At 72.2% G+C, this 15,790-nt stretch carries 11 protein-coding genes; 6 read left to right on the plus strand and 5 right to left on the minus strand.

Features of this window, described 5'->3' with window-relative positions; translation table 11 throughout:
- From pucL to D1J60_RS28535, 3 genes are all read left to right on the plus strand, one after another.
- Positions 1-924: a factor-independent urate hydroxylase gene (gene pucL, locus D1J60_RS28525; RefSeq protein WP_125598700.1), complete on the plus strand. Its 924-nt coding sequence runs from the start codon at positions 1-3 to the stop codon at positions 922-924.
- Between the two features lie 187 nt (positions 925-1,111).
- The gene (locus D1J60_RS28530; RefSeq protein WP_125823028.1) at positions 1,112-2,512 is read left to right on the plus strand and encodes an 8-oxoguanine deaminase; all 1,401 of its coding nucleotides are present in this window, start codon (positions 1,112-1,114) and stop codon (positions 2,510-2,512) included.
- A gap of 448 nt (positions 2,513-2,960) precedes the next feature.
- Positions 2,961-4,361 (plus strand): nucleobase:cation symporter-2 family protein, encoded by a 1,401-nt coding sequence (locus D1J60_RS28535; protein WP_125823029.1) that lies wholly within the window; start codon positions 2,961-2,963, stop codon positions 4,359-4,361.
- Between the two features lie 203 nt (positions 4,362-4,564).
- Here the strand turns inward: D1J60_RS28535 and D1J60_RS28540 are convergent, their stop codons facing one another.
- On the minus strand, positions 4,565-5,662 hold the full coding sequence (locus tag D1J60_RS28540) for an Lrp/AsnC family transcriptional regulator (protein WP_125823030.1): 1,098 nt from the start codon (positions 5,660-5,662) through the stop codon (positions 4,565-4,567).
- Positions 5,663-5,790: 128 nt separating this feature from the next.
- On the opposite strand from D1J60_RS28540, the gene D1J60_RS28545 reads away from it, so the two are divergent.
- A complete protein-coding gene (locus D1J60_RS28545; RefSeq protein WP_125823031.1) occupies positions 5,791-7,830 on the plus strand; it encodes an AAA family ATPase in 2,040 nt (679 codons plus the stop codon).
- A 132-nt stretch (positions 7,831-7,962) separates the two neighbouring features.
- A complete protein-coding gene (locus D1J60_RS28550; protein ID WP_125823032.1) occupies positions 7,963-9,033 on the plus strand; it encodes a saccharopine dehydrogenase in 1,071 nt (356 codons plus the stop codon).
- 16 nt (positions 9,034-9,049) lie between these two features.
- On the opposite strand, the gene D1J60_RS28555 is transcribed toward D1J60_RS28550, so the two are convergent.
- From D1J60_RS28555 to D1J60_RS28565, 3 genes are all read right to left on the minus strand, one after another.
- The gene (locus D1J60_RS28555) at positions 9,050-9,652 is read right to left on the minus strand and encodes a 3'-5' exoribonuclease (RefSeq protein WP_125598682.1); all 603 of its coding nucleotides are present in this window, start codon (positions 9,650-9,652) and stop codon (positions 9,050-9,052) included.
- A gap of 41 nt (positions 9,653-9,693) precedes the next feature.
- Positions 9,694-10,974 carry a GDSL-type esterase/lipase family protein gene (locus D1J60_RS28560; protein ID WP_125823033.1) on the minus strand — a complete coding sequence of 427 codons (1,281 nt, stop codon included), beginning with the start codon at positions 10,972-10,974 and terminating at the stop codon, positions 9,694-9,696.
- Positions 10,975-11,140: 166 nt separating this feature from the next.
- A complete protein-coding gene (locus D1J60_RS28565) occupies positions 11,141-12,379 on the minus strand; it encodes a glycosyltransferase family 87 protein (RefSeq protein WP_164720983.1) in 1,239 nt (412 codons plus the stop codon).
- 319 nt (positions 12,380-12,698) lie between these two features.
- On the opposite strand from D1J60_RS28565, the gene D1J60_RS28570 reads away from it, so the two are divergent.
- Positions 12,699-13,862 (plus strand): acyltransferase, encoded by a 1,164-nt coding sequence (locus tag D1J60_RS28570; protein ID WP_125598672.1) that lies wholly within the window; start codon positions 12,699-12,701, stop codon positions 13,860-13,862.
- A 153-nt stretch (positions 13,863-14,015) separates the two neighbouring features.
- Here the strand turns inward: D1J60_RS28570 and aceB are convergent, their stop codons facing one another.
- Positions 14,016-15,635 (minus strand): malate synthase A, encoded by a 1,620-nt coding sequence (gene aceB, locus D1J60_RS28575; protein ID WP_125823035.1) that lies wholly within the window; start codon positions 15,633-15,635, stop codon positions 14,016-14,018.
- Positions 15,636-15,790: the final 155 nt, after the last annotated feature.

Here is a 15,790-nt window from a genome sequence, read left to right on the forward strand (position 1 = left end):
ATGGCCACGATTCTGGGCCAGAACCAGTACGGCAAGGCAGAGAACCGCGTCGTCAAGATCACGCGGGACGGCGACACCCACCACATCAAGGACCTGAACGTCTCGGTCGCCCTCTCCGGCGACATGGACGACGTCCACTACTCCGGCTCGAACGCCAACGTCCTCCCGACGGACACCACCAAGAACACGGTGTACGCGTTCGCCAAGGAGTACGGCATCGAGTCCGCCGAGCAGTTCGGCATCCACCTGGCGCGTTGGTTCGTGAACAGCCAGGAGCCGATCCAGCGCGCGCGCATCCGGATCGAAGAGTACGCCTGGGACCGCATCGCGACCTCGGACGCCAACTCCAAGTTCATCGGCGCCGACGAGGTCAACCACTCCTTCGTCCGCAAGGGCATGGAGACCCGCGTCACCCAGATCACGTACGACGGCCAGAACTGGGAGGTCATCTCCGGCCTCAAGGACCTGATCGTCATGAACTCCACGAACTCCGAGTTCTGGGGTTACGTGAAGGACAAGTACACGACCCTGCAGGAGGCGTACGACCGCATCCTGGCCACCCAGGTGTCGGGCCGCTGGCGCTTCAACTGGACCGACGACGAGCAGCGGATGCCCAACTGGGAGAAGTCCTACGCCGAGACCAGGAAGCACATGCTCCAGGCCTTCGCGGAGACCTACTCCCTGTCGCTCCAGCAGACCCTGTACCAGATGGGTTCGCGCATCATCAACCACCGTTCGGAGATCGACGAGGTCCGCTTCTCGCTCCCGAACAAGCACCACTTCCTCGTCGACCTGGAGCCCTTCGGCCTCAAGAACGACAACGAGGTCTACTTCGCCGCGGACCGCCCGTACGGTCTGATCGAGGCGACGGTCCTCCGCGACGGCGCTGACGCCCGTATCCCCGTGGACATGACCAACCTCTGAGCAGTGCACGCGCGCCCCGGGGCTCCGCAGTGGCCCCGGGGCGCGACACCCCCACAACTTCCTGAATCGGCACCCGGACCAGCACACGGGGCGGCAGTACTGTCAGCTGTCAGGCCCCCGGCTCCGGCACTCAAATCCCCTGGGTTTTGCCGTGCCCGCACCGCCACTGAAAGCACGAGGAAGTCCCATGGCACCGGCAGCCCATGACAGCGCCGTAGAGCGCATCGTCATCGAGAACTGTGCGATCGCTACCGTCGACGCGAACGACACCGAGTACGCCTCGGGTCACATCGTCATCGCCGGCAACAAGATCGAGTCCATCGGCGCGGGCAAAGCCCCCGAGAACCTCGACAACGTCGTCCGCCGGATCGACGGCACCGGGCACCTCGTGACCCCCGGTCTGGTCAACACGCACCACCACTTCTACCAGTGGATCACGCGTGGCCTGGCCACCGACCACAACCTCTTCAACTGGCTCGTCGCGCTGTACCCGACCTGGGCGCGCATCGACGAGCAGATGGCGTACGTGGCCGCGCAGGGCTCCCTGGCCGCGATGGCCCGCGGTGGTGTCACCACCGCGATGGACCACCACTACGTCTACCCCAAGAACTCCGGCGACCTCTCCGGCGCGATCATCCGCGCCGCGTCCGAGATGGGCGTCCGCTTCACCCTCGCCCGCGGCTCCATGGACCGCAGCGAGAAGGACGGCGGCCTGCCGCCGGACCACGCCGTCGAGACCCTTGAGGGCGCCCTGGCCGACACCGAGGCGACCATCAAGAAGTTCCACGACGCCTCCGCCGACTCGATGACGCAGGTCGCGGTCGCCCCGTGCTCCCCCTTCTCGGTCTCCACCGAACTGCTGAAGCAGGGCGCCGAGCTGGCCCGCCGCCTGGGCGTGCGCATGCACACGCACGGCTCGGAGACGGTCGAGGAGGAGAAGTTCTGCCACGAGCTCTTCGGCATGGGCCCGACCGACTACTTCGAGTCGACCGGCTGGCTCGGCGAGGACGTGTGGATGGCGCACAGCGTCCACATGAACGACTCCGACATCGCCGCGTTCGCCCGCACCAAGACCGGTGTCGCGCACTGCCCGTCCTCCAACGCCCGTCTGGCCGCCGGCATCGCCCGCGTCCCCGACATGCTGGCCGCCGGCGTACCGGTCGGCCTCGGCGTGGACGGCACCGCCTCCAACGAGTCCGGTGAGCTGCACACCGAGCTGCGCAACGCGCTGCTGATCAACCGCCTGAACCCGGTGCACCGCGAGGCCGCGCTCAACGCGCGCCAGTCGCTGCGCCTGGGCACCTACGGCGGCGCCCAGGTCCTCGGCCGCGCCGACAACATCGGTTCGCTGGAGGCCGGCAAGAACGCCGACCTGGTGCTGTGGAACCTCAACACCTTCCTGCACTCCTCGATCGCCGACCCGGTCACCGCGCTCGTCTTCGGCGCGGCCGCCCCGGTCACCGCCTCGTTCGTCAACGGCAAGCAGATCGTCGAGAACAACCGGCTGCTCTTCGCGGACGAGGAGGCCATCGCGGTCTCCACCCGCGAGGAGGCCCAGCGCCTGGCGCGGATCTCCGCCCAGGGCTGATCTCCCCAGCGACCGCTGGGGGGAACCCCAGGAGTCCGGCCGGGGGGGACGGCCCCCGGCCGGCGGCCGCGGACCCGAGCGGGGTCCGCGGCAGCCGTTCCCGGGAAGCGCCCGAGGAGAGATCCGACGGCGCTCCCGGGAGCGGTCACCGCGCCACCGGAGCGGTGATCCGCGCGACGACCGCCCGGCGGCGATGACTCGTCGCACCCGCACACCCGCACACTCACACCGCAGGCGACACGTACACCGCGTGCTTGCCACGGCACCGCCGGCCCCTGACCGGGGCGGGGCCACCGCGTGGAGCCGATTTTGGGCGAATCGATTCCGCACCCCTTGGGACGAGAAGTAGCAGCACCCACAACTCCATACAGGCTGGACCAGCACGCTTTCGCACCACCTCCATGACACCCACGTCCCTGCCGACGTGTTTAACCGACCGGAGGAAGCCGTGGCCGCAACGCCCAGGTTTCGCAAAGATGCAGTCGCAGTACCGGAGGAGAAGCACCCGGTCGACGAGACCCTGCCTCCGCTGAAGATGTTCACGAGCGGTCTCCAGCACGTGGCGGCCATGTACGCGGGTGTCGTAGCCCCGCCCATGATCGTCGGACCGGCGGTCGGCCTCTCCGCCGCCGAGACCGCCTTCCTGATGGGCGCCTCGCTCTTCACCGCAGGGCTCGCCACCCTGCTCCAGACCCTCGGGTTCTGGAAGATCGGCGCCAAGCTGCCCTTCGTCAACGGCGTCTCCTTCGCCGGTGTGACCCCGATGATCGCCATCGGCAAGGGCCAGGGGAGCGACGCCATCCCCATCATCTTCGGCGCGATCATCGTCGCCGGAGTGGTCGGGTTCATAGCCGCCCCCTACTTCGGCAAGCTCGTACGCTTCTTCCCGCCCGTCGTCACCGGCACCGTCATCACCCTGATCGGCGTGTCCCTGCTGCCGGTGGCCTTCAACTGGTCGCAGGGCGGCAACCGCGCCGCCGCCGACTACGGCTCCATGAAGAACATCGGCATGGCGGCCCTCACCCTGGCGATCGTCCTGGTGATGCGGAAGTTCCTGCGCGGTTTCCTCCAGCAGATCTCCATCCTGCTGGGCCTGGTCGCCGGCACGCTGATCGCCCTCCCGCTGGGCATGACCAGCTTCGACGCCGTCAAGAACGCCTCCGTCGTCGGCTTCCCGACCCCCTTCCACTTCGGCGCCCCGCAGTTCCAGGTCGCCGCCATCGTCTCGATGTGCATCGTGATGCTGGTCTGCATGACCGAGTCGACCGCCGACATCCTGGCCCTCGGCAAGATCGTCGGCCGGCCCGCGGACGCGAGGACCATCGAGGGCGGCCTGCGCGCCGACACCCTCGGCAGCGCGCTCAGCCCGCTGTTCAACGGCTTCATGTGCAGCGCCTTCGCCCAGAACATCGGACTCGTGGCGATGACCAAGGTGCGCAGCCGCTTCGTCGTCGCCGCCGGCGGCGGCATCCTGATCCTGCTCGGCCTGTGTCCCATGGCCGCCTCCGTGATCGGGGTCGTCCCGCTGCCCGTCCTCGGCGGCGCCGGCGTGGTCCTCTTCGGTTCGGTCGCGGCCAGCGGCATCCAGACCCTGGCGGGCGCGGCCATGGAGAAGGGCGAGAACGCCCTGATCGTCGCCGCCTCCGTCGGCATCGGCCTGATCCCCATCGCCGCGCCCGGCTTCTACCACGCCTTCCCGAAGGACCTGCTCGTCGTCCTCGACTCCGGCATCAGCACCGGCTGCGTGGTGGCGATCCTGCTCAATCTGGCCTTCAACCACCTCGGTGCGAAGCGCGACGCGGCCGCGGAGGACGCGGAGGCCGCGGCGGAGCCGGCCTTCGTCCACTGAGCCCGCCGCCCCGGCCCGCCGGGCCGGACCCGGGCGCCGCGCGCGGCGGCGCGTACGTCACCCACTGCGGGTGTGGCGTGCGCGCCGCCGCGCGTCGGCGAGGCCCCGCACCCGCCGTCACCGCGGGGGCCCGGCACCGCGGACCGGGCGCCGCGGACCCGACGCCCGTGAAGGCGCCCGCGGCCGCCCCCGCGACCACCCTCCTACGCCGTCCCGTGCGGGCGGCCGGTCCCGTAGGGCAGGGCCTCGTCCCAGGCCACCGGCGTCGTGTCCGCCCAGATGTCCGGCCGGACCGTCCGCACCCGCCGGCCCGTCCGGTCCAGCTCCTGCGCCTGCGACTTGCGTACGTGCAGGGCCACCGCCGTGTCGGTCACGCGCAGCCCCGGCATCCTCCGCGTCAGGTCGGCGGTGTACCGCGACAGTTCCTCCATGGTGCGCAGCCGGGCGCCGATCATGAAGTTCCAGCGGCCGCTGACGGACATGCAGGTCCGGGTCTCGCGCAGACCCGAGGCCACCGCCGCGCAGTCGGCCACCTCGTGCTCGGGCACCTCCGCCCACACGGTCGCGGACACCGGCCAGCCCGTCAGCCCCGCGGCCATCGCACAGCTGTAGCGCAGGCTCTGCCCCGCCTCAAGGCGGCCCAGGCGGCGCCGTACGGTCGACTCGCTCATGCCCGACTCCCGGGCCAGCGAGGCCACGCTGCGCCGCGCGTCCGCGGCCAGTGCCAGCACCAGCGGCCGGTCCTCCTGCGGCATCGGGGCGACGGGCGCCGGGGAGGCGGTGGCTCCCTTGCGGCGGCCGCGCCCGGTCAGCAGGTCGGCCTGGGCGGGCGTCAGCTGGTCCAGGCGCCAGCGGTCGGGGGAGGCGTGCACGGCCGTGACCATCGAGGAGCGGGTGCCGACCACGCCCGGTATCCGCTGCACCCGGAAGGAGAGGTACTGGTACAGCATGTGCAGGTCCGGCACGGCGACGAAGGCCAGCAGGTCGCGGTCGCCCGTGGTGTGCTCCACGCCCATGGTGTGGGCGTCGCCGGTCAGGGCCGCGCCCACCGCCGGAGCGGCGCCCGCCGCGCACGTCACCTCGACCCACGCCATGCAGGGGGCCTGGTTGCCCGTGCGCAGCCCGAGGCCGCAGACCCAGGCGTCGCCGGCGGCGGTCATCCGCTCCCAGCGGCGGGCGAGGGTCTCGGGACGCACGCCGAGGACCTGGGCCAGGCGCTCCCAGCTCGCGCGCGGGGCGAGTTGGAGTGCGTGGACGAGCGCCCGGTCGGTGTCGTCGATGGCGGAAATGGCCGAGTTCATACCTTCCCCTGGTGGTTCTCCCGGCCATGGGCCGGTCAACCCTGCTTTCGGCTGATCATCTCTCCTCGTGGGCCCGGCCGTGCCACCAGGCGGTTGAGTGGGCCTTGAGGAGATCGGGAGGAGGACGTGTGGGGAACCCCGGCTCGAACCTGCGCCACGCGGTGCCGGCCGAACCGTCGAGCTTCGTGGGGCGGGAGCGCGAGCTCGCGCGCACCGCTGCCCTGCTCCGTACGGAACGCCTGGTCAGCCTGGTCGGACCAGCGGGAATAGGCAAGTCCCGGCTGGCCGCGCGGACCGCTCGCGCCCTGGTCCGCGAGGAGGGCGCGGAGGTGGTGTGGGCCGCTCTCGCGAGCCTGTCCGCGCCGCGGGGAACCCTGGCGCGGGAGTTGGAGGGGCGGCTCGAAGGCCGCCGGGCGCTGCTGGTGCTCGACGGCTGCGAGCGGCTCGGGGAGCGGGCAGGGGTGCTGGCGGGCCGGCTGCTGGCTCGATTGCCGCAGGTGCGAATTCTGGCCACCTCGCAGCGGACTCTCGGGTTCCATGACGGGGCGGAGGTCTTCGTGGGCCCGCTTCCCCTGCCGCCGGAGCCACACGATCCGGCCAGTCGGCGGCCCTCCCGCGACCTCCCCGACCGGGCCGGAGCCGACGCGTTCCGTACGGCCGGGGCCGACGGGTGCGCCGGCGCCGCCGAGGTCTCCGGCTACGCCTCCGTACGCCTCTACGCGCAGCGGGCGCGCGCCGCGGACCCCTCCTTCGAGCTCACCGACCACAACGCCGCCGCCGTCGCCGCCCTGTGCCGCGCCCTCGACGGGATCCCCGCCGCGCTGGAGCTGGCCGCCGGGCGCGCCGGCCGCTACAGCCCGGCCGAGGCGCTGCACCGGCTGACCGCCGACCCGCTCGGGTTCCTCGCCGAGGGAGCGGACCGCCCCGGCGGCACCGACCTCCTGCGCGCGCACCGGCTGTCCTCGCCCGGGGAGCGGCTGCTGTGGACCCGGCTGTCCGTCTTCGCGGGCTCCTTCGACGAGGCCGCCGTCGCGCAGGTCTGCGGCTTCGGCGAGCTCGGCCCCGAGGACGCCGCCGAGACCCTGCGCCGGCTCGCCCCCGCCCTGCTCGCGGAGCCCGGGGAGCCGGGCCGCTACCGGCTGCCCCTGTCCGTACGGGCCTACGAGGCCCGGCGGCTCGCGCACGCCCCGGGCACCGAGGCGGCGCTGGCCGAGCGCCGCCACCACGAGCGATGTCGGGTCATCGCCGAACGGGCCGCCTGGCTGTGGCGGTCGGGGGCGCAGCCCCAGGCACGCGCCCTGGCGCTGCGGGAACTGCCCGAGCTGCGCCGGGCGATGGACCCGCTGTCGGAGGCCGGACCGGCGGGGGCGCTGGAGGTGGCCGTGTCCCTGTGGTTCCTCTGGTCGGCCTGCGGGCTGGAGGCGGAGGGGCGCCGGCACCTGGAGCGGGCCCTGGCCCTGCACCCGGAGCCCCGGCCGGCCCGCGCGCTGTGCCTGGCGGCCTGGCTGGCCGCCGCCTTCGGCCCGGCGGGGGCGGCCGATCCGCTGCTGGTGGAGGCCTGGACCGCGGCCGTACTGGAGGGGGAGGACACCGCTCTGGCCTACCTCGCACATGCCCGGGGCACCGCGGCCCTGTGGCAGGACCGGCCCGGCGAGGCCGGCGACGAGTTCCGTGACGCCCTCGGCCAGCTGCCGCCGGAGCCGGAGTTCGGGCCGGGCCGGGAGGTGCTGCGGGCCGCCCTCGCGATGGCGCTCGCCCACACCGGCCCGGGGCCCGCACCCGTCGGGGACGGCGCGGGGGACGACGTCCCCGCCGACCTGTGGGCCCGGTCCTGGTCCGACTACGCCCACGCGCTCGTGCAGCGGCGCGAGGACCGCCCCGCGCTGGCCCGGACCCGGCTGGTGGCCGCCCTGGAGATCCAGCTGGCCCTCGGGGACCGGCTGGGGCAGGCCCTCTCGGCGGAGCTGCTGGCCGAACTGGAGGCCGGCCTCGGCCGCTACGAGGAGTCCGCCAAGCTGCTCGGCGCGGTCGCGGGCCACCGCCCGGCCGCCGCCTGCACCCCGCGCGCCGAGCGGACGCTGCGGGCCCGCATGACCCCGGAGGCCTTCCGGGCGGCGCACGCGGAGGGCTCACGGAGCACCCTGAGGGACCTGCTGCCGGAACTGTGAGCCGCAGGTCACCGGGTGGGGCGGGAGGTGCCCGCGGGCCCGGAGTTCCTGCGCCCGCCCGGCGTACCGCGTCAAGGACGCGGAAAGACATCGCATGAGCCCACCCCTTCCGACCGGACAGGTGGTAAAGCGATGCCCGAAACACCGCAGCTCTGGATGCGCGCCGAGACCCGGCCCACCGAACGCCGCGCCCCCCTGACCCCCGAGGACGCCTTACGGCTCGTCCGGCAGGGCGTACGGATCACCGTGGAGGAGTCCGGCCACCGGGTCTTCCCGCTCGAGGACTACGAGGCCGCCGGCTGCCGCACCGCGCTGGCCGGCTCCTGGTCGCGGGCCGCGCCCGGGTCCGCGTACGTCCTCGGCCTCAAGGAGCTCCCGCCGACGCCCGAGCTCCTGCACCACCGGCACGTCTACTTCGGGCACGCCTACAAGGGCCAGGCGCAGGCCCCCGCGCTGCTGCGCCGCTTCGCGGCGGGCGGCGGGACCCTGCTCGACCTGGAGTACCTCGCCGACGCGCAGGGCCGTCGGCTGGCCGCCTTCGGCTACTGGGCCGGGTACGCGGGAGCCGCGCTGGCCGCCCTGCACGCCCGCGGTGCCCTCAGCACCCCGCTGGTCCCGCTGCCCCGGCCCGAGCTGGACGCCCGGCTGCGCGCGGCGGCCCCCGACGGGCTGCGGGCACTGGTCATCGGCGCGGGCGGCCGCAGCGGGCGCGGCGCCTGCGACGCCCTCGCCACCGCCGGGATACCGGTCACCCGCTGGGGCCGCACCGCGACCCGCAGCCTGGACCGGGCCGCGCTGCTCGGCCACGACATCCTGGTCAACGCGGTGCTGACCACCCGTCCGGTGCCGCCCTTCCTCACCCCGGCGGACCTGGAGGCCGGGGGCCCCCGGCGGCTGTCGGTGATCGCCGACATCACCTGTGACACCGGATCGGAGCTGCACCTGCTCCCCGTCTACGACCGCCTCACGGACTGGACGGCCCCGGCGCGGAGGCTGCCGGGCGGCGGGCCGCCGGTGGACGTGATCGCCATCGACAACCTCCCGTCGCTGCTCCCGGCGGAGGCGGCCCGGGCCTTCTCGGCGGACCTCCTGCCCAAGCTCGCCGCCCTGCACGCGCCGTCCCCGGACCCGGACTGGCTCCGCTGCCGCGCTGCCTTCGCCACGGCCCTGGCGGCCCTGACGGGTCCGGACCGCGCGGCCTAGGACGGCTTCGGGGCAGCTACGGGAGGTCCGTGTCCGGCTGCCAGAGCATCAGGTTGCTCATCAGCTCCGCCTGCTCGACCGCGTCGTCCAGCGCGTGGTGGGTGTGGCGGCGCTGCGAGCGCAGTTCGCGGGGCATCCGGCCCTTCACGGCCGCCCGCAGGGGGACCCGGGCCTTGGCCGCGTACAGGGTCTTCATGTCCAGGCAGCCAGAGTGGCCGAAGGGGCTGTCGTCCCCGAACTCGATCAGGTACCAGTAGAGGAAGGTCCAGTCGAAGGAGGCCGGGTAGCCGCACATCACCGGCTGCGCCCCGGCCGAGACCTCCCGCACCCACGCTCGGAACTCCGCCATCGCCGCGGCCGGGTCGGCGCCCTCGCGGAGCAGTCGTTCGCGGTCCAGGCCGCTGACGGCGAGGGCGGCGTCCACGTACCGGTCGCTGATGGGGCGCAGCTCCCGGTAGAAGGTGTGCCGTTCCGGGTCGGCGGCCGTGTACACGGCCCCGTCCTGGCGGCCGGCGACGGCCGCGCCGAAGCTGATCATCGAATAGGGGCCGGGGATCGGGCCGTCGGCCTCGATGTCGACGGAGATGTAGAGACTGGGACGCGCGGGACGGACTGCCATGGCCTGATCATGACAGCCCGCCCCGCGCGTCCACCTCCGATTTACGGAGCAGCCGTCAGGAACATGCCGGTGTGGTCGCCCCCGGCGGTGTTCTTGCAGCTGGAGGCCGAGTTGGCGGGCTGGGCCACGGCCAGGGCCAGGCAGCGGCCGACGGCCAGCTGGCCGTAGTAGTTGGGGTGCATGGACTCCTGGACCAGGCCCTGCGATTCGTTGTTGTCGATCCAGCGCGCCCATTCGCCCGTCTTCGCCGAGGCCGGGACGGTGGAGCTGACCTGCTTGCTGGCCTTCGCGCAGACCTCACGGCCCTGGAGCATGTCCCGCAGGTCCAGGAACTGCACGCCCTTGGCGGCCGCGACGCCCTTGAGGCGGTTCGCGATCTGCGGCACGAGGGAGTCGCGGGCCCAGTCGGAGTCGCGGTTCCAGAACGGACAGCCGCCGGTGTTGAGCCGGCTCCAGTCGCTCTGGGTGTACCGGTTCTCCGCGCCCCGCGGGATCGGGGACGGGTAGGACTGGAGCACGATCCGGTACGAGGCGTCCGCGTACCCGGCCTGGCGCATCACGGCGCGGATCTCGTCGACCGACTTGCCGACGTTCGCCATGACGCCGTCGATCTTCTGGTCGACCCCGGCCTGCTGGTCGTCGTAGCAGTACGAGCCCCACAGGACGAAGTCGTACGCGCAGTCCTTGATGATGTCGGCGAAGCCCAGGTCGTTGCCGCCGACGGACAGCGCGATGACCTTCACGTCGCGGCTCGCGGCGACCGCGGCGAGCTGGTCGGCCTGCGGCGCCTCGCCCTTGTAGGCCACGCCCCCGTTGGAGGCGCGGAAGACGTTCTGCGAGACCGCCCCGGAACAGGCCAGGTTCACCGCCGTCTCGGCGACGGCTCCGGCGCTCAGCACCTCGGCCGAGTCGGAGCGGTGGCACCCGCCCGCGGTGGTGCCGTATACCTTCGCGGGATCGTAGGAGCTGCCACTGACCCACGCCCGGTCGGTGCCGTTCCTGCTCCCGCTGTTGGTCAGGCTGTTGCCCTTCCAGCGTCCGGCCTCGCCGGAGATGTAGCTGTCGCCCATGGACACCACGGCGGTGGGCCCCGTCCCGGGTCCGGCCACGGCCGTCCCGGCTCCGCCGGCGAGCAGCGCGGCCGCGAGCGGCAGTACCATCCCGGCGCCGGCCAGTCGTCGCACACGACGAGGGGCCGCACGGCCCTCGCCGGCCTTTCGGAATCCGATCACTGCGGAACTCCTGCGGTCGGCCACGCCGAAGTCGCCAACAACTTCGGTGCGTGGCTTGGAAAGTGGGGGTACCTCCGGCGCCGGTGGCATCGGAAAGGTGGCACGCGCCCGCTTGTTACCGCTAGGTACAGTCAGGTTACGATGCAGTAACGTCCGACCGGTCGGTCGGGCGCCGGGGCCGCGTCAGGGCGCGGCCGTGCGTGAACGCGCCGGAGCCGGGCCCGTTGGCACGGGCCCGGCTCCGGTGTGCTTCGAGTCAGACGCCGGAGGGCGTCCGCTGCCGCTCCTGCGTACGGCCGGGAGCGGCGCCGGCCGGGGCGGCTCCGGCGGGCCGTCGGCCCACGGCCCGGGAGGCGAGCGTGGCGGCCGAGACCAGGTTGGTGCCCAGGACGCGGTAGTTGTACGTGTTCCAGGCGGAGACGAACGGCAGCGTCAGACCGTTGACCATCGGGACGTAGCCGATCCAGAACCACGGGGAGCGCGAGGCCGCGCCGGGGACCACCACGGCCGCGGCCATCGGGACCAGGACGATCAGGGTGTAGTGGTCGAAGGACGGCTTGGTGCCCAGGAAGGCCGCCAGCATCAGCATGGCGCTGGTCTCCACCAGGCGCAGGCCCTCGTGGCCGCCCCGGCGCCAGCGGAGCCAGGCCAGCACGATCATGAGGGCCGCCGCGGCCAGGCCGGCGGCCCCGGCCACGCCCTCGGGCAGGCCCAGCCGGGTCAGGACGTTGGAGACCGAGGCGTCGAACGGCGCGGCGAAACCGCCCTGTCCGCCGAGCAGGTAGGGCAGCGTCTTGGTGAGGAACAGCGTGGGCTGGGGCATCATCGCGCCGGCCGCCACCGCGATCACCGCCGGCACCACTATCGCGACGGCGAAGGCCTTGAACTGGCGGGCCATCAGGAAGACCAGCACCACGGGGGCGAGGATCGGCTTGATGCTGATGGCCACGCCGAACACCACCGCGGCCGCCGTCCAGCGGCGGTTGGCGGCCAGCAGCAGCACCGCCGGGAGGGCCATCACGTAACCGGAGGTCCAGTTGCCGATCTGCACGACGTTGGTGAACGGCTCCAGGAAGCAGAGCGCGATCGCACCGAGCACGGCCAGGCGGCTCCGCGCCGAGACCCCGAATATTCGCAGCGAGAGGATCCAGCCCGTGAGGACGAAGGCGATGCCGACGAAGGGCAGCAGGTCCAGCCGGGTCTTCAGGGAGAACCAGAGCCAGGGCACGCCGGCGAGGACGCCCGGCGGCAGGTAGAGGAAACGTTCCTCCTCATACGGGGGCCTGCCGTGGTTGAAGACGTCCGCGGCCTTGATGACCCACTCGTTGTCGAGGCCGACGTTCCCCGAGTGACGGGCCTGGTAGTAGACGTTGGCGAGCAGCGCGACCGCCGCCGCCACCAGGGCCAGCGGCGCCCGTCCCCGGAGCCAGTCGAAGAGCCGGGGGTCGCCGTCGCCGGCTCCCGCCGAACGCCGTGTTCCGGGCGCGCTACGCATGGGACGAGTCCATTCGGTGTCGATGTCGGCGGGTGCTGCCACTCGGCTGCCACCGGCGCCGTGACCGGTCGGCCGGGCCAGGTCGCAAGGCCCGCGGCGGGCAACCTTACCCGTTGCCCCCGGTGCCCCGGTGAACTGAGGTGCCGTCAGCGCCCCTGACCGGGACCCCCTCTCGGGTGGGGGAGGCGGGCGGCCGGGCCGGGATCGGCCCATGATATGGTGACCGGGTTTGCATCTGAAATTGTACTGATAAGTACCTCCGCACCGGCCCCCGAAAGCGTTGTCGATGGTCTCCGACGTCAGTTCCCCGCCGGTATCCATGTCGCCGCCCCCGGCGGCCCAGCCGGAGGAGGTGCGAGGCGGCGCGCCGGCCGCCGGCAAACGGCCCCGGCTCTACGTCCTGGACGGCCTCCGCCTGATCGCCGCGATGGGCGTCGTCCTGTGGCACTGGCTCGGAGTCGAGCGCTTCCCGCAGATCTGGCACGGCAAGCCCAGCGAACTGATGCCGGCCGGCCACCTGGTCGGCGCGTACAGCTGGACCGGCGTCGAGCTGTTCTTCCTGATCAGCGGCTTCGTCATCTGCATGTCCTGCTGGGGCCGTTCGGTCGGCGACTTCGTCACCTCGCGCGTGGTCCGGCTCTTCCCCGCCTACTGGGTCGCGGTCCTGCTCACCTCCGTCTGCCTGCTGATCGTGCCGACCATCTGGGGCGACAACACCAAGCGGCCGACCCTCTCGCGCATCCTCACGAACCTGAGCATGGCCAACATGCCGGTCGGGGTCGACAACCTGGACCCGGTCTACTGGACCCTCTGGGCCGAGCTCCGCTTCTACCTGCTGTTCGGCGTACTCGTCGCGATCGGCCTTACCTACCGCCGGGTGCTGGCGTTCTGCGGGATCTGGGGCGTCGCGGCGCTGATGGCGAGCGCGTCGAACTTCCCGCTGCTCACCGTGATCGTCCAGCCCACCTACGCCTGGTACTTCATCGCGGGCATCGCGATCTTCCTGATGTACCGCTTCGGCCCCAACCTGCTGCTCTGGGGCATCGTCGGATTCTGCTGGCTGATGGCCCAGGACTCGCTGCGCGGCGTGGCCGGCGGATACGAGTACGGCACCCAGCACCGGCTCTCCTGGACCCTCACGCTGTTCTGCACCACGGTCGCCTTCGGCGTCGTGATCGCCGCTGCGCTGGGTGCGTTCAACTGGATCCGGTGGAAGTGGCTGACCGTCGCGGGGGCGCTCACCTACCCGCTCTACCTGCTGCACCAGATGATCGGCTGGCAGCTGATCACCCGCCTGCGCCGGTACCTGGAGCCGTATCCGACGCTGATCGCGGTGACCGTGATCATGATGGTCGCGGCCTACCTGGTGCACCGGCTGGTGGAGCGCCCGCTGGCCCCCTGGATGAAGCGGAAGCTGGACGCCTCCTTCGCCCAGGTCCGCAAGGACGTGCTCACCGGCGGCGGCAGGGCCGCGAAGGGCTGACCGCCCGTCCCGCCCGTCCCGCCCGTCCCGCCCGCGCGAACGCGGCTCCCCGGACACGGCTCCGCCCCCGGCACCATCTCGGTGCCGGGGGCGGAGCCGTACTCGACTGCTGTGCGATTCAGCCGAAGAGGGTGGTGCGGGCCGTGCCCGGGGTCAGCCGACCAGCTGGTCGTACGCGGGGAGCGTCAGGAAGTCCGCGTAGTCGGCGTCCAGGGAGACCTGGAGCAGGAGGTCGTGGGCCTGCTGCCACTTCCCGGCCGCGAAGGCCTCCTCGCCGACCTCGGCGCGGATCGCGTCGAGCTCCTCGGCGGCGATCTTGCGGGTCAGCTCGGCGGTGGCGCGCTCGCCGTTCTCGAAGACGACGCCCGCGTTGATCCACTGCCAGATCTGGGAGCGCGAGATCTCGGCGGTGGCGGCGTCCTCCATGAGGCCGAAGATGCCGACGGCGCCGAGGCCGCGCAGCCAGGCCTCGATGTAGCGGGTGCCGACCTGGACCGCGTTGCGCAGGCCCTCGTAGGTGGGCTTGGCGTCCAGCGAGTCGATCGCGATCAGGTCGCCGGGGGCCACCGAGACGTCCTCGCGGAGGCGGTCCTTCTGGTTGGGCTTGTCGCCCAGGACGGCGTCGAAGGAGGCCATGGCGATCGGGACCAGGTCGGGGTGGGCGACCCAGGAGCCGTCGAAGCCGTCGCCGGCCTCGCGGTCCTTGTCGGCCTTGACCTTCGCGAAGGCGACCGCGTTGGCCTCGGCGTCCTTGCGGGACGGGATGAAGGCCGCCATGCCGCCGATCGCGTGCGCGCCGCGCTTGTGGCAGGTGCGGACGAGCAGCTCGGTGTAGGCGCGCATGAAGGGGGCGGTCATCGTCACCGCGTTGCGGTCCGGCAGGACGAACTTGGCGCCGCCGTCCCGGAAGTTCTTGACGATGGAGAACAGGTAGTCCCAGCGGCCCGCGTTCAGGCCCGCCGCGTGGTCCTTGAGTTCGAAGAGGATCTCTTCCATCTCGTAGGCCGCGGTGATGGTCTCGATGAGGACGGTCGCGCGGACGGTGCCCTGCGGGATGCCCACGTAGTCCTGCGCGAAGACGAAGATGTCGTTCCAGAGGCGGGCCTCCAGGTGCGACTCCGTCTTCGGGAGGTAGAAGTACGGGCCCTTGCCGAGGTCGATCAGGCGCTGGGCGTTGTGGAAGAAGTAGAGGCCGAAGTCCACGAGGGAGCCGGAGGCCGGACCGCCCTCGAAGCTGAGGTGGCGCTCCTCCAGGTGCCAGCCGCGCGGGCGCATGACCACGGTCGCGAGCTGGTCGGCGGGCTTCAGGGCGTAGGCCTTGCCGGTGCGCGCGTCGGTGAAGTCGATGCGGCGCTCGTAGGCGTCGATGAGGTTGAGCTGGCCGAGGACGACGTTCTCCCAGGTGGGAGCGGAGGCGTCCTCGAAGTCGGCGAGCCAGACCTTGGCGCCCGAGTTCAGGGCGTTGATGGTCATCTTGCGGTCGGTCGGACCGGTGATCTCCACGCGGCGGTCGTTCAGGGCGGCCGGGGCCGGCGCGACCTTCCAGTCGCCCTCGCGGACCTGTGCGGTGTCCGGGAGGAAGTCGAGCGTGGAGGTGCGGGCGATCTCGGCGCGCCGCTCGCCGCGTCGGGCGAGGAGCTCGGCGCGGCGGGGGGCGAACCGCCGGTGGAGCTCGGCCACGAAGGCGAGGGCCGCTTCGGTGAGGACTTCGTCCTGCCGGGGCAGGGGCTCGGCGTCGACGATGGCCAGCGGGGACGGCGCTGGTGCGGACATATCTGTCACTCCTTCAGCGGCGGTGCCTGGCGGCCGCGGGGGAATGCTCGCGCGAGACGGCACGCAGTGCCGTCGGGTGTGGAGAGTTCCGGGTAACGGTCGCGGGCGCCGTCTGGGGGTTCAGGGCGCTTCTGACCAGTGGATAGTAATTTCCT

Source organism: Streptomyces sp. W1SF4 (assembly GCF_003950035.1).
In the GTDB taxonomy this organism is placed as follows: domain Bacteria; phylum Actinomycetota; class Actinomycetes; order Streptomycetales; family Streptomycetaceae; genus Streptomyces; species Streptomyces racemochromogenes.

What these genes read in the sequence shown, in the direction of transcription:
- D1J60_RS28550 (WP_125823032.1), top strand. Translation starts at nt 7,963, where the DNA reads ATGCCCGAAACACCGCAGCTCTGGATGCGCGCCGAGACCCGGCCCACC.
- D1J60_RS28530 (WP_125823028.1), top strand. Translation starts at nt 1,112, where the DNA reads ATGGCACCGGCAGCCCATGACAGCGCCGTAGAGCGCATCGTCATCGAG.
- D1J60_RS28565 (WP_164720983.1), bottom strand. Translation starts at nt 12,379, where the DNA reads ATGCGTAGCGCGCCCGGAACACGGCGTTCGGCGGGAGCCGGCGACGGC.
- aceB (WP_125823035.1), bottom strand. Translation starts at nt 15,635, where the DNA reads ATGTCCGCACCAGCGCCGTCCCCGCTGGCCATCGTCGACGCCGAGCCC.
- pucL (WP_125598700.1), top strand. Translation starts at nt 1, where the DNA reads ATGGCCACGATTCTGGGCCAGAACCAGTACGGCAAGGCAGAGAACCGC.
- D1J60_RS28555 (WP_125598682.1), bottom strand. Translation starts at nt 9,652, where the DNA reads ATGGCAGTCCGTCCCGCGCGTCCCAGTCTCTACATCTCCGTCGACATC.
- D1J60_RS28540 (WP_125823030.1), bottom strand. Translation starts at nt 5,662, where the DNA reads ATGAACTCGGCCATTTCCGCCATCGACGACACCGACCGGGCGCTCGTC.
- D1J60_RS28560 (WP_125823033.1), bottom strand. Translation starts at nt 10,974, where the DNA reads ATGCCACCGGCGCCGGAGGTACCCCCACTTTCCAAGCCACGCACCGAA.
- D1J60_RS28570 (WP_125598672.1), top strand. Translation starts at nt 12,699, where the DNA reads ATGTCGCCGCCCCCGGCGGCCCAGCCGGAGGAGGTGCGAGGCGGCGCG.